The sequence below is a fragment of the Bacillus pretiosus genome (genome assembly GCF_052947655.1).
On record NZ_CM129593.1, the window covers coordinates 2,873,600 to 2,887,691 of the forward strand.

The 14,092-nt window shown below is 35.1% G+C and carries 12 protein-coding genes and 1 other annotated feature; of the genes, 4 read left to right on the plus strand and 8 right to left on the minus strand.

Translation table 11 applies throughout. The annotated features are described in order from the left end of the window. Positions 1–117 precede the first annotated feature (117 nt). The 4 genes from ACU8YW_RS14760 to ACU8YW_RS14775 form a co-directional block, all read right to left on the minus strand. Positions 118–804 carry a nucleotidyltransferase domain-containing protein gene (locus ACU8YW_RS14760; RefSeq protein ID WP_426934337.1) on the minus strand — a complete coding sequence of 229 codons (687 nt, stop codon included), beginning with the start codon at positions 802–804 and terminating at the stop codon, positions 118–120. Between the two features lie 148 nt (positions 805–952). Then, a complete protein-coding gene (gene hmoA, locus ACU8YW_RS14765; RefSeq protein ID WP_088609164.1) occupies positions 953–1,279 on the minus strand; it encodes a heme-degrading monooxygenase HmoA in 327 nt (108 codons plus the stop codon). A gap of 97 nt (positions 1,280–1,376) precedes the next feature. Beyond that, complete coding sequence (locus ACU8YW_RS14770; protein ID WP_426934338.1) at positions 1,377–2,591, minus strand: MFS transporter; 1,215 nt, start codon at positions 2,589–2,591, stop codon at positions 1,377–1,379. A 57-nt stretch (positions 2,592–2,648) separates the two neighbouring features. After that, positions 2,649–3,692: an ArsR/SmtB family transcription factor gene (locus tag ACU8YW_RS14775; RefSeq protein ID WP_426934339.1), complete on the minus strand. Its 1,044-nt coding sequence runs from the start codon at positions 3,690–3,692 to the stop codon at positions 2,649–2,651. Between the two features lie 163 nt (positions 3,693–3,855). Between ACU8YW_RS14775 and nupG the strand changes: the two genes are divergently transcribed. Continuing rightward, entirely contained in the window at positions 3,856–5,049 is a 1,194-nt protein-coding gene (gene nupG, locus ACU8YW_RS14780) for a purine nucleoside transport protein NupG (protein ID WP_426934340.1), read from the plus strand. Between the two features lie 49 nt (positions 5,050–5,098). Here the strand turns inward: nupG and ACU8YW_RS14785 are convergent, their stop codons facing one another. Both ACU8YW_RS14785 and proB read right to left on the minus strand, forming a co-directional pair. Next, positions 5,099–6,346, minus strand: coding sequence for a glutamate-5-semialdehyde dehydrogenase (locus ACU8YW_RS14785; RefSeq protein WP_088063802.1), 1,248 nt, complete (start codon positions 6,344–6,346; stop codon positions 5,099–5,101). A 31-nt stretch (positions 6,347–6,377) separates the two neighbouring features. Then, a complete protein-coding gene (proB, locus tag ACU8YW_RS14790; protein WP_088063803.1) occupies positions 6,378–7,481 on the minus strand; it encodes a glutamate 5-kinase in 1,104 nt (367 codons plus the stop codon). Between the two features lie 144 nt (positions 7,482–7,625). Continuing rightward, positions 7,626–7,836 (minus strand) — a binding site (T-box leader). Positions 7,837–8,175: 339 nt separating this feature from the next. Between proB and proC the strand changes: the two genes are divergently transcribed. After that, positions 8,176–8,994 carry a pyrroline-5-carboxylate reductase gene (gene proC / locus ACU8YW_RS14795; protein WP_149212751.1) on the plus strand — a complete coding sequence of 273 codons (819 nt, stop codon included), beginning with the start codon at positions 8,176–8,178 and terminating at the stop codon, positions 8,992–8,994. A gap of 191 nt (positions 8,995–9,185) precedes the next feature. Here proC and ACU8YW_RS14800 read toward each other — a convergent pair whose 3' ends face one another. Further along, positions 9,186–10,826: a M20/M25/M40 family metallo-hydrolase gene (locus ACU8YW_RS14800; protein WP_088609170.1), complete on the minus strand. Its 1,641-nt coding sequence runs from the start codon at positions 10,824–10,826 to the stop codon at positions 9,186–9,188. Positions 10,827–10,902: 76 nt separating this feature from the next. After that, positions 10,903–11,652, minus strand: coding sequence for an IclR family transcriptional regulator (locus ACU8YW_RS14805; RefSeq protein WP_000250770.1), 750 nt, complete (start codon positions 11,650–11,652; stop codon positions 10,903–10,905). A gap of 270 nt (positions 11,653–11,922) precedes the next feature. Here ACU8YW_RS14805 and ACU8YW_RS14810 point away from each other — a divergent pair, with 270 nt between their 5' ends. Further along, a complete protein-coding gene (locus tag ACU8YW_RS14810; RefSeq protein ID WP_088063805.1) occupies positions 11,923–13,347 on the plus strand; it encodes an amino acid permease in 1,425 nt (474 codons plus the stop codon). Positions 13,348–13,644: 297 nt separating this feature from the next. After that, the gene (locus tag ACU8YW_RS14815) at positions 13,645–13,992 is read left to right on the plus strand and encodes a VOC family protein (protein WP_262720268.1); all 348 of its coding nucleotides are present in this window, start codon (positions 13,645–13,647) and stop codon (positions 13,990–13,992) included. The last annotated feature ends 100 nt before the right edge of the window (positions 13,993–14,092 follow it).

Here is a 14,092-nt window from a genome sequence, read left to right on the forward strand (position 1 = left end):
AAGACTATGCTTTATAGTCTAATACTTTTCTCTATAGCTTAGAACGCTTTTTTAATGCATGCAATTACATGAATCATTCGACATGAAATTTTAATTTACCTATATAAAATGGTCAAATTATTTACTTTTCAAATTGTGTAAAATCCACTCAATCAAGAAAATTGCTGAAGAGGTACGTTCTATTGTATCCCCTACAAATAGTTTATGAAGTAATGCCTCCAAATGAATTGGTTTATTAGGCAACACTTGTATATACCTTAAAACAGATCCCGCTGGCGGTGTAGGCTTGTTATTAATAGCCCATATCCCTTCTAACAATGTCCAAGTTGACGTATGAACAATGTATGAAGCTTTTAAAGCAGACTGAATTTTAATGAGCGAACTATGCAACCAATGAGAAATGCCTTTCACTTTGTCACTAGAAACACGATAGTTTTCAAATTCATATGTAACTATTTCCTTTAACTTTTTCAACTCGCCGCTTTTATCAAATAAAATTTCCCCTTCTAAAAATGAGTATAATTCCATCGGATTGTTTTTGAAGTTTTCTAGTATTTGATTAACGTCTGCATACTTATATTCAACTAAAATTTCTTCTCTCGTTTCAGAATGAAATTTCTTATTTTGTCCGTCTTCTAAAAGAACATAGAAGTCTAAATCCGAATCAGGATATGCATCACCTCTTGCGACAGATCCGATAAGCATACATCCAGTTATCTTATTTATAGATAAGATTTCAGCTACTATGGTTTGCACTAATTTTTTATGTTGTTCATGTTTAACAGATATTTGTGCTTCTAACATTTGTAACCTCCAAACATTTTTTTCACTTCATTTACCTCCATTTATAACGAAACAATAAAACATATATCACATCCATATTTTACTATAAGTCAAAAAAAGAGGATATTTGTTTATTAATAAACAAATATCCTCTACCTTTAATTATATTTTACGACTGCTGATAAGCCGCTTTCGATGATTTTACATAATAAACTGCGTGATCCACTTTAATGATATGATCTGGTTTTGGTTTACCACGACTCGCTCTATGTCCTGCTAGATGTTCTTCACTTGTTTCCCAGTTTTTCCATGCTTCTTCAGATTCCCAGCGAATCATAACGACAACTTCTTCGTCGCCGCGTCTTACTTTTTTCACAAGAACGCTTAAGTCGATGAAGCCTTCAAATTTTTCAATAATACCTTCTCCAGTGAAACGTTCTACAACTATATTTGATGTACCTTCTTTTACTGTAAATGTTTTCGTTTCGATAAACATATAATCCCACTCCCTCTTTGTAATACGAATACTAGTATTCTTCTATTATAGTTGATTATGATAATTATTTTCAATTAAAAAGTTATAATTATTTGAATTATGCTGATTTCTCTTCTATCGCCTCATCTAAAAATTTGAAATACGGAAGTAATATTCCTATTAAAGAAGTGGTACATATAATCGCACCGATGATAAAGTATAGTGCTCTCACTCCCCACATTTCACTCAGTATGCCTCCTAATAACACACCTAACGGCATAGCGGATCGTATGAAAAATAACCGCACTGAAAATACTTGCCCTATCATATTGTTTGGTACTGTTTGTTGGCTTATTGTCGTGTTATGAACATTGAAAAAGGCAATGCAAATGCCTGCAACAACTTCAATGAACACTGCAATTACTATACTATGATTGAATGCTAGAGAAATATATGTGAGTCCTCCTATAAACAATCCACCAAGCATAAGTATACGCCGGCTTTTATATGTTACTTTTCCGACTAGTATAGATCCAACTACATAGCCAAATGGGAATCCGGCCATAAAATAACCAAATTCCGCATACCCGGCTGACAGCTCGTCTTTTATATAAGGAAGATTTGTAACTAGCGTAACCCCAACTCCAAATTGCACGAAAGTAAGAAAAATACCGAGCCAAACGATAACTGGTTTTGTGAAAAAATATGTAAAACCGTGAAGAAACTGTTCTAACCACGTTTTCCGAATAGATTGTTTTGTTCTCTTTTCTTTTATATTAAGTAGTAATGCGCCACTAACAAATAGACAAATACATACGAAAGATAATGTAAGTTCTGTTCCAATCAAATGAATGATTACTCCGGCTAATACGGGCGCAAGAAACATCATAAGACGAGCCATTCCATCAATATACGCATTTGCGTCTTGAAGCTGTTCTTTACTTACAATACTCGGTGTAATTGCTTGACTTGCAGGTGTATACAGCGGCGTAATAAGCCCGATTATTATTTGTACGACATACACATGCCATACTTCTATACTGTTAGTAAGTAACATGACTAACGGCAGTAAGAAAACCGAAGCCCGCATCCATTGCGAAAAAATCATAATCCACTTCCGGCTCCATTTATCAATAAATGGGCCACTTATTAGTTGTAGTAAAAGAGATGGGATAAAGTATAGTAGCCACATACTACTTAATGCTGTTTTTGATCCTGTTAATTCGTAAACAAGAATCGAATTACATAACGTTCCGAAAGCCCCGCCTAACTCTGAAATTGCACTGCCAATCCACATATAAAAGAACGAACGGTTTTTCAATACATTTTTCAATTTCACACACCAACTTTTCTACTAGATTCCTCCCTCTATGTGCATTCTAGTTGCATATTATCTATTTAAAAACGCATCTAATTCTTTCGCTAACGACTGTACTGCTTTCTTTCTCAATACATATTTCCCGTCATGTATATCTACTAACTTCGCTGCACGTAACAATTTCAAATGATGGTGTACAGTCGATTTACCGAGTTGCAGTCTTTCTGTAATTTCCTGCAAAGTCCGTTCTTGTTCGAACAACATTTTTACAATGCGTAACCTCGCTTCATCCCCAAGTGCCTTATGTTTTTGAACTAAAAAATAATTCGGTTCATATAGATCTTCAGGATGGATGCTTTCATTTGCGACTGGGTAATGAAATACTTTCGTATCTTCAATATCCGCCTCAATGTTCCACGGTCTGTACGTCATTTGTGGGATAAGAAGTACATAATGAACACTTGGTTCTGGCATATAGTTCACACCGCCAGTCGCCCACTCGACAAACTCTTCTGGTTTCATCTTTTTATTCATTTCATTTTTCGCTTCATAATCTCTTTGTAATATGGAAAGTATTTGCTCCTCCTCTTTCTGAATAACACTCTCATACCACCCTGTCATAACAGCGATTAAATGGGATTTCAGCACTTGTACATGAACATCACATATAAAATGAATATACGTGGAGAAAAACTGATGATCATGTGTCAGTTCCATTAGTTCATGTATTGCAGTTACGTCTCCACTTGCTGCTAAATGTCTTTTCTTTTCATACTTCTCGCCTAAAAACGGTAAGCATATATATTTCAAATCTACTTCTGAAAGCGAATCGATTTTAGCATGAAACTGTGCTAAGTCCTGAAAATCCTCTTTATACAACAACTGAAGTAACGCTTTCCACGTATTATGTTCTTCTACAAACTGTAAGTGCTCTCTCATTTCTTCTGTTAATGATTCCTTAATTTCTTCCCATTCATTTTGACTCTTTTCAAGGGTATCGATTAACCTTTTATGAGTGATTGCCGCAATGCCAAGTGCGCATTCGAAAAGTATCGAATACTTCACTTGAACATGGTAAGTTTCCCTCTTTCTACTCGTTATGTGATAGACCTCCATTTTATCCCCTCCCTGTTTACTATATATTAAATTCTATTTTTATCAAATTATACCTTCTACATTTTTAGAATTAATGAAATTTAAGTTGAAATACATTCATTCTAAATTAAGAAGAATAGGAGCTTTTTTATATACAAATAATAACTTTCAAGGAGTTGTTGACATGTATTTTATATTAAATATGTTAGGGATTTTCGTTGTCATATTAATCGTTTTCCTATGTTCGCCTAATAAAAAACATATAAAATGGAGACCAATCGTTATTCTAATCATATTAGAGCTCTTTATTACGTGGTTTATGTTAGGTACGAAGCTCGGTAGTATTATCATTAATAAAATTGCGTCATTTTTCAGTTGGCTACTGTCATGCGCGAATGAAGGTATTCGGTTTGCCTTTCCTTCCGCTATGGAAAATCAAACAATTGATTTCTTCTTTAGCGCATTACTTCCTATCATTTTCGTTATCACCTTCTTTGATATTCTTTCTTATTTTGGAATCTTAACTTGGATTATTGATAAAGTAGGTGCAGTTATTTCAAAGATTTCTCGTTTACCAAAGTTAGAAAGCTTCTTTTCGATTCAAATGATGTTTTTAGGAAACACCGAAGCACTTGCGGTTGTTCGTGATCAATTATCCGTTTTAAAAGATAATCGTTTATTAACTTTTGGAATTATGAGTATGAGTAGCGTTAGCGGCTCCATTCTTGGCGCTTATTTATCTATGGTTCCAGCAACATATATTTTCAGCGCAATCCCTTTAAACTGTATTAACGCATTAATTTTAGCCAATGTTTTAAATCCTGTAGAAATTACGAAAGAAGAAGACGTCATATATACACCTTCAAAAGATGAAAAAAAAGATTTCTTTTCTACTATTTCAAACAGTATGTTAGTCGGGATGAATATGGTTATCGTTATTTTAGCTATGGTAATTGGTTATGTAGCATTAACTGCATGTTTAAACGGGATTTTAAGTTTTTTCGTAACAGGTTTAACAATTCAAAAAATCTTCTCCATTATCTTTAGTCCCTTTGCTTTTTTACTCGGTTTATCGGGCAGCGATGCTATGTATGTAGCTGAATTAATGGGGATTAAAATAACAACGAATGAATTTGTTGCAATGATGGATTTAAAATCGAATTTAAAGTCGTTACAGCCACATACGATTGCGGTTGCAACAACATTTCTAGCTTCTTTTGCTAACTTTAGTACAGTAGGTATGATTTACGGAACTTACAATTCATTATTTGGCGGAGAAAAATCAGCTATAATCGGTAAAAATGTGTGGAAGCTTCTCGTTAGCGGAATGGCAGTTTCCTTATTAAGCGCTATGCTTGTTGGGCTATTTGTATGGTGAATAATATTTAAAATAAAAGACACTCAAACGAATTGAGTGTCTTTTATTTTTATTTTCGAATCTGACCATTTCCACGAATCACATATTTTGTAGAAGTTAATGCAGGAAGTCCCATTGGCCCCCTTACGTGTAGCTTTTGTGTACTGATGCCAATTTCAGCGCCGAATCCGAATTCAGATCCATCAGTAAAACGAGTGGATGCATTATGATACAGTGCAGCCGCATCTACAGCTGTGAAGAATTTGCTGACGTTTTCCTCGTTTTCTGAAATAATCGCTTCGGAATGCATAGAACCATACGTATTTATGTGATGAATCGCTTCTTCTATAGAAGAAACTACTTTCACTGCCAACGTGAGTGATAAAAATTCTGTTTCCCAATCTTCTTCTGAAGCAAGTACAATTGACGAATCGATTGCCAATGCTTTCTGATCACCACGTAGCTCCACGCCTTTTTCCTTCAAAGTTGAAAACAGCTCGCTACCAAATTGCTGCGCCCACTTCTCATGAAGTACAATCGTTTCAATGGCATTACATACAGATGGACGCTGCGTTTTTGCATTAATAATAATATCAATTGCCATTTGTTTATTCGCTATTTCATCAATGAAAATATGACAATTTCCTGCACCTGTTTCAAGTACCGGAACAGACGCTTCTCTCACTACCGTATCAATTAATTGTTTGCCTCCTCTTGGAATAAGAACGTCCAGGTAATCATTCATTGTAAACAACTGCTTTGCACTATCTCGCGTTGTATCTTCTATAAGCTGTACACTTTCTGGAGGCAAGCTTGTTTCTTTGAGCGCCCGATGAATAACGGAAACGATGGCTTTATTAGAATTGATAGCAGAAGAACTACCACGTAATATAACTGCGTTTCCTGTTTTCAAACAAATTGTAGCAGCATCTACCGTTACATTCGGCCTTGCCTCGTAAATCATGCCAACAACACCAAGTGGTACACGCATCTCCTGAATAGATAATCCATTTGGTCGCTCCCATTCGCTTACACATTCTCCAATAGGATCGCGTAATTCAATTAACTGCTTAATCCCCTCTGCCATATCAATAATACGCTGCTCAGTCAGCATAAGTCGATCAATGAGAGAATCGGAAAATCCTTTCGCCTTACCTTCTTCAATATCCCGTTTGTTTTCCTTTAAAATATAGGCTGTTTCTACTATTAGCCTTTCAGCAATTGCAGCAAGTGCTTCATTTTTTTGACTTGTAGATTTTAGTACAAGTTCTCTAGCAATTTCTTTCGCTTTTTTTCCCTTTGCCAACACTTCATTCATCTTCATTTCCTCCTTTTTAATATCACTATTCTTAAAGTGACACCCAATAATCTCTATGAATGACTTCATAATTATGCCTTTCGCCTCTTGCTTGAATATGTTGACTTTGCATACCTTTTATCTCTCTTAATTCCTCTGCGCTATATGTGCATTGTCCTTTTCCAATTACACGCCCTTGTTGCGTCATTACTTCTACGACATCGCCAACTTGGAAAAATCCTGAAACATTTGTAACGCCAGCAGGAAGAAGACTCTTACCATGCTGAATGATAGCAGTAGCTGCTCCAGCGTCTACTTCAATTTGTCCGCTAACAAGCGAATGCAACGCGATCCATTGCTTGTTCATCTTCATCTCTTTTTGAGGGGCATTTCCGACATACGTACCATCACCTTTGCCCTTCAAAACATCTACAAACTTCTCTTGTCCACGTCCTGTTCCGATAAATACACTCACGCCAAGAGAAAGTGCTGTCTTCGCAGCATCAATTTTTGATTTCATACCGCCAGTCCCAAGTTTGGACCCAGCATCTCCTGCAAGAGAAGCAATCTCTTCCGTAACTTCAGGAAGGAAATAATATTTTTTCGCATCCGCATTTTTCTGTGGATTTTTGTCATATAAACCGTTCACATCCGTAAAAATCATAAGCATATCTGCCGAAACAAGTCCGCTTACTAAAGCTGACAGCATATCATTATCACCGAACGTTAGCTCCTCTAATGAGATGGAATCATTTTCATTAATGATTGGTAGAGCAGAACGGTTTAGTAACTCTCCTAAAGTAGCGTAAGCATTACTATATTGTTCTTTTCTAGAAAAATCACTTCTCGTCAGCAATAGTTGCGCTGTAACGATGCCATATTTACGAAATTCCTCCGTGTACGCCTGCATTAACAAACTTTGTCCAACAGCCGCAGCAGCCTGTTTTCCTTTAATTGTCACAGGTCTGGTAGGATATCCTAGAGCCGAAAAACCTGCAGCGACAGCCCCAGATGTAATTAACAAAACTTCATGCCCTTCCTCTTTCAATCGAGCCAATGCGGCAACGTGATCTGAAAGTTGTTCTTTAGAAATGCCTCCGTGACTATCTGCCAAGGAACTACTCCCAATCTTTACAACAATTCGTTGTTTTTTCATTTTTTTATCCCCCAAGTCTAAAATCAAAGTTTTTTATAAATTACACTTCTATTCATATAGCTTGCAGCGATTCTATTCTTTTCAATGCTGCGCCTAGCCTATTTAAGAGCAAAATAAAAATGACCGCTTCGCCCTTAATAAAATAAAAAGGACGAAACGGTCATTGTTCCGCGGTACCACCTTAATTGATATACATAGATATCCACTTGGCGCCTATAACGCAGGCGAACGCCTAAACTTTCATTTAAGACTCAGGGATAGGTTCGATATATTCTATACGAGGAATCTTTCAGCCGGTGAATTCCACTCTCTTTCGCAAGAAGACATATGTACTATTTCCCTTCAACGATTTTCGGTTTAATTTTTTATATTATGCGATATAATTTGATTTGGTGTCAAGAAGTATTTTTAAAAATAAATAGAGCGGTAAGTTACTTGTATGAAATTATTACCGTACTGAATGAAAATACAAATCGATATAAGTTTAACTCATATTCATCAACATAAAACCTAAAATTAAAGTGTATATATTTACATAATGTCGAATATAATTGATTTTTATCTTTTGGTGTTGCAAAAAGGAATATATTCTCTTAGAATGTTTCTTTATATTACATAAAGATGTTATTGTTATTTTAAGATAGCAATTTCGAAATGATATAATTTATTATAAAAGGAGCAAGATTGAGTTATTATGGATAAACAAATTGGATTTATCGGTTGCGGAAATATGGGAATGGCTATGATTGGTGGGATGCTACACAAAAATATAGTGTCTGCAAATAATATTATTTGTTCGGATTTAAACACTACGAATTTAAAAAATGCTAGTGAAAAATATGGGCTAACTACAACTACTGACAACAATGAAGTAGCTAAAAATGCTGATATTTTAATTTTATCAATTAAACCAGACCTATACACATCAATCATTAACGAAATAAAAGAAGTAATCAAAAACGATGTTATCATCGTAACGATCGCTGCCGGGAAAAGCATTAAAAGTACTGAAGAAGCTTTTGCTAAAAAATTAAAGGTTGTAAGAGTAATGCCTAACACCCCTGCTCTTGTTGGAGAAGGAATGTCTGCATTATGCCCTAATGAAATGGTGACAGAAAAAGATTTAGAAGATGTGCTAAACATTTTCAATAGCTTTGGTCAAACAGAGATCGTAAGCGAAAAATTAATGAACGTTGTAACATCTGTAAGCGGTTCTTCACCAGCATACGTATATATGATTATAGAAGCGATGGCAGACGCCGCTGTACTTGATGGTATGCCACGCAATCAAGCATATAAATTCGCTGCTCAAGCTGTGTTAGGCTCTGCAAAAATGGTACTAGAAACAGGCATACATCCAGGTGAATTGAAAGATATGGTTTGTTCTCCTGGCGGAACAACGATAGAAGCTGTAGCAACATTAGAGGAAAAAGGATTACGAACTGCAATTATTTCAGCAATGCAGCGCTGTACACAAAAGTCTGTTGAACTATCTGGGCAAACGAAAAAGTAAAACTATAAAAGAGATCACGTTAGCTTTGAATTTAGTTAGAAAACGGTGGATTACATACTCTCTCGCTTGCACTAAATGATAAACGGACAAACTCATAGATACTTGAGTTTGTCCGTTTTTTTGATTATACTACAATAATTTCATTTGTATCTTCTTTTGAAATTTCAGTTTTATCCCTTCCTTATTCTCTACTATGATTGTGTAATTTTATTAGAAACTAATAATTTTTCAATGCATTTCGGTAACATATCTAATAGCGTTTCAAATGCGTAATTTACATCTAAACGTTCTGTCCATTGATGTGCATCTTTTCCTACCGGCCCCATATTTAATACCGGAACGTCAAACTCTTCTAGATCCTTAAGTGGAATCGAATAACCTTTATCCCATAATGGCATATTGTCTACAAGTGAACTCATTGAATCTAGTGGATTCTGTAAGCCCACATAGCTCAAATCTGAAATTCCCCCAAAATAGTTTTGGTTTTCAAATGTAATGTTATGATTGTAGTGAGCATACTTTTCCATTTCTGCAACTACATCTTTAATTAACGGATTGTTGCGTGAACTTACAGCTGGATAATATGGTGGAGCAAAGAAAAGTACAATCATCGGCGCCTTTTCTTTACATAAAATAGATAGTTTATCTACTAAATCAATTGTTACCGCACGATCATCTTTATCTTCTCTATTTTTTATTATATTAGATTGAATATCATCTATTTTCTCTTGCCCATGTTGTTCAATTGCATAAGCGATAAGCTCTTCATACGTTAATACATTTACTTTCATATTAGGCGGTATAAACGGATTATATTTAGAAAAACGATATGCTTGCTTCTCGTATGATTCTTCTATTTTCTCTGCTACTTTCGTTACTTTTTGACGTAACATTGAAACAACGTCTGTCATCGTTTTTTCCAGTAAAAACAAATTGAATAATGTGACTGCACGATGCGGAATTTGTACAGAATAATCCTCCTTTAAATCACGTTGAAGTAAGTTAGTTGGGGGAGGACTCGCTTCTCCTTCTACAACATCACAAAGGTCCGTATTCAATTCTAATTCAGCCGTTAATAAAGCAGCCATATAACTCCCATTTAAGCCTGCAAATGGTTCACCCACATGTGTTTCTTTACCATAGCAAAGAAATCCAGGTAACACTTTACCAATAGAACCAGTATAAATATACTTATTTTGGTCACCAGGATGTCGTGAAAACATAGGCTCTGAATTTAATACCGTTTTATAATCCAAGTTATGTTCTCTTGCTAACTCTAGTAGTCTTGGAACAGCAGCCCTCATCCCTACAGAGTTTACTTCTTCATCTGGAACAGCTAATAAAAGAACATTCCCGTCAAATCTTCCTTCACAGGCTTGCTCAATCATTGCCATTTGTAATGTGAGGCCGCATTTCATATCCATTGTTCCTCTGCCAAACAGCCAATCTCCTTGTTCTATATCTTCACGTACATGGTCTGGTAATTCATCTTTATGAGAATAAAACATAGATGTTAACTTTTTAGGATTAAATGCATCTTCTTTCCAAACTCCGTAATCTTGCACATCTACAACATCAAAGTGACTAACTAGAATTACGGTATTTTTTGTACTATCGCTTTTCTTTACTAGGGCTGTAACAAAATATCGTCCGTCCCCCGTCGGATTTTTTTGCAAATGATGTGGGTTTTCTTTGAAGTACTGTAAATCAGATAATTGTTCCACAACAAAGTCTGGCAATATCACTTCAGCTTCTGTACCTGTAATACTAGGAATTTCAACAAGACTGCTTAATAATTGAATCAATTGTTCTTTTGATTGCCACTTTGACATATAAATCCCCCTATTTTTTCCGCATTATGAAAATGAATTCCAGTATATGAATAAAAAATGACGACAGTTATCAAAATTATAGCTCTGATGTACTGCCGATTTTTATTGATATTTCATGAGCTGCTTGTTTTACCTTACTAATCAGAAAAGATAGTCGATCATCATTAATGCGGTGACTAATTAACCCAACACTTAATGCTCCTACTACTTTATGATTAAATCCGATAATAGGTGCAGCTACTGAAGCTGTCCCTTCTGTTTTTTCACCATAACTTACCGCATATCCTTCAGTTTTTATTTGCTTTATTTGATCTAAAAGAATGTGCTTTTGTTCTGGTAATGAAGAAAGTAAATGTTCTACAATATGTTCCATTTCATTCGTTTTCATATTGGCAAGCATCGTTTTATTTGCAGCACCAATTGAAAGTGGAATTTGTTCCCCTAAGTTATCAATAACTCGAATTTTTAAAGGGCTATCCATTCTTTCAATGATAATAGAATGTGTTCCATTTGGAATGTTCAAATAAACACTCTCTTCCACTTCAGAGGCTAACCGCTTCATCACTTCTCTTGCAACTGATCTGTAGTCTACCTTCTCCAATTGACGTAATCCTATTTCCATCCACATTGGCCCAATTTTGTACTGTTTCGTTTCTGAAATTTGCGTAACTAACCCATGCTCGATTAAAGAGTTAAGTAATCTATGTACTGTACTAACTGGGAGATGTGTTCTGTCCGCTATATCAGAAATTGCCCAATACTCTTTTTCATTAGTAGAATTTAACAACTTTATAATACTTATCGCTCTATCAATGGACTGCACCATAATAACTCACCTCAGCTTGACTTGTAATATGCTAGTTCGCTCAATTACCTATCAATTTAACAAAAATTTAAAATGAAATCAATCTATTTATTCAATTTTCTAAAAATAAAAATATACCACTGATAACAATTTGTAAGCGCGAACAAAAAAATATTGACTTTTCTTTTTAATTATCTGAAAATTATAACAAGATTTCACATCACGGAATACATTCCACAATACGGAAAAACATCAAACTTCATTCTATCAACTACGAAAGTGAGGAAAACAATGACGCAAGTAAGTAATACAAACAATGAATTAAAACGTACGATGAAAAGTAGACACTTATTCATGATTGCACTCGGTGGTGTGATTGGAACGGGATTATTTAACGGATCTGGTTTTATTATAAGTCAAGCTGGACCTGGTGGATCCGTACTTGCCTTTATGGCTGGTGGATTATTAATGTATTTCGTTATGCTTTGTCTTGGTGAACTTGCTGTAGCCATGCCTGTTTCAGGTTCTTTTCAGGAATATGCAACTAAGTTCATCAATCCTGCAACTGGCTTTACAATCGGATGGTTGTATTGGTTAAGCTGGGCGAATACGACCGGTCTTGAATTTACAACTGCCGGCATTACAATGCAGCGCTGGTTTCCTGATATTCCTGTTTGGGTTTGGTGTTTAATATTTGGCGTTACTATCTTCACTATTAACGCATTATCTGCTCGTAGTTATGCAGAAACAGAATTTTGGTTTTCAAGTATAAAAGTATCTGCCATTATAGCTTTTATTATCCTTGGCGGTGCCGCTATGTTCGGTTTTATTGACTTAAAAGGCGACGAACCAGCCCCGTTATTATCAAATTTCGTAAATCATGGCGGTTTATTCCCAAATGGACTTGCAGCTATTCTATTAACAATGGTTACAGTCAATTATTCCTTCCAAGGTACAGAACTTGTCGGAATCGCAGCAGGTGAAAGTGAAGATCCAGCAAAAACTTTACCTCGTTCTATTAGAAATATTATATGGCGCACGATGTTTTTCTTCGTCTTAGCAATCTTTGTTCTTGTTGCTTTAATTCCTTGGGAAGAAGCAGGATTAACAAAGAGCCCATTCGTTGCTGTATTTGATAATATCGGTATTCCATATGCAGCTGATATTATGAATTTTGTTATTCTTACTGCTGTTCTTTCTGTCGCAAACTCTGGACTGTACGCCGCAACTCGCATGCTTTGGTCATTATCAAAAAATGAAATGGCTCCGGCCTTTTTAAAAAAATTATCTTCACGAGGAATACCTTTAAACGCTTTAATTTTGACAATTTCTATTTCTGCTTTTTCTCTTTTAACAAGCGTTGTAGCTGCTGAAACAGTTTACTTATGGTTAATTTCCATTTCTGGCGTCATTACAATCATTGTTTGGATGTCAATTTGTGTCTCTCAATTCTTTTTCCGTAAACATTATTTAGCAGACGGTGGAAAATTAGAAGACTTAAAATTTAAAACTCCACTTTATCCACTTGTACCAATTCTTGGTTTTGGATTGTATGGCATTATATTAATCAGTCTTATTTTTATCCCAGAACAACGACTTGGAATCTATTGCACTGTACCGTTTATCGTTTTTTGCTATACCTACTATCACTTTAAAGTTAAGAAAAGAATTGCTACTAACACTCATAGTGAAAGTAAAATTAGCGAGACTATGTAATACTATACTTATATATAAAAGACCGCACATGGCTTTCATTTCATATGCGGTCTTTTATCATTGGCATTTGTTCTATTCCCTTTTCATTCATTACCTCATACGATTCAGTGTTACTATATACCTTTACTTGGATTGCAAGTTCTTTGAAAAGCGATACCAATTTCCATAATGCGGTAAATACTACAATACTAGTAATTGGATTTTTTCACTTTTAATACGTTATTGATTTTCTTTACTGTTTTGATATATTGAATATATATTGCTTAAAAATTTAAAAAAAGACAGGAGTTATCTACAATGATAAAAGGTTTCGGGGGAATATTTTGGAGAACTAAAAATCTTGATGTTATAAAAAAATGGTACAGTGAAGTGTTGAAAATTGAAATAGAAGATTGGAATGGGACTGTGATTAAACCCCAATTAGGAAATGAGACTATTTTTTCTTTCTTTACCGAAAATGATAATTATTTTCCAATAGAACAGCAAGTGATGTTAAATTTTGAAGTACATAATTTAAATGAGACTATTCATCATCTTGAACATATTGGTGTACCTCTTGAAAAGAAAGAAGAAATTAGTGAGTTCGGAAAGTTTATTTGGATTAAAGATCCTGAAGGTCGTCTAATTGAGCTTTGGGAGAAATAGACGGTTATAATCCTTTGCTATTAAGCTAACGGTTGCTTTCATTCAACAAAATAAATAAAAAAGTCGATTCCTTAACTCCACAGGAAATCGACTTCTTCTA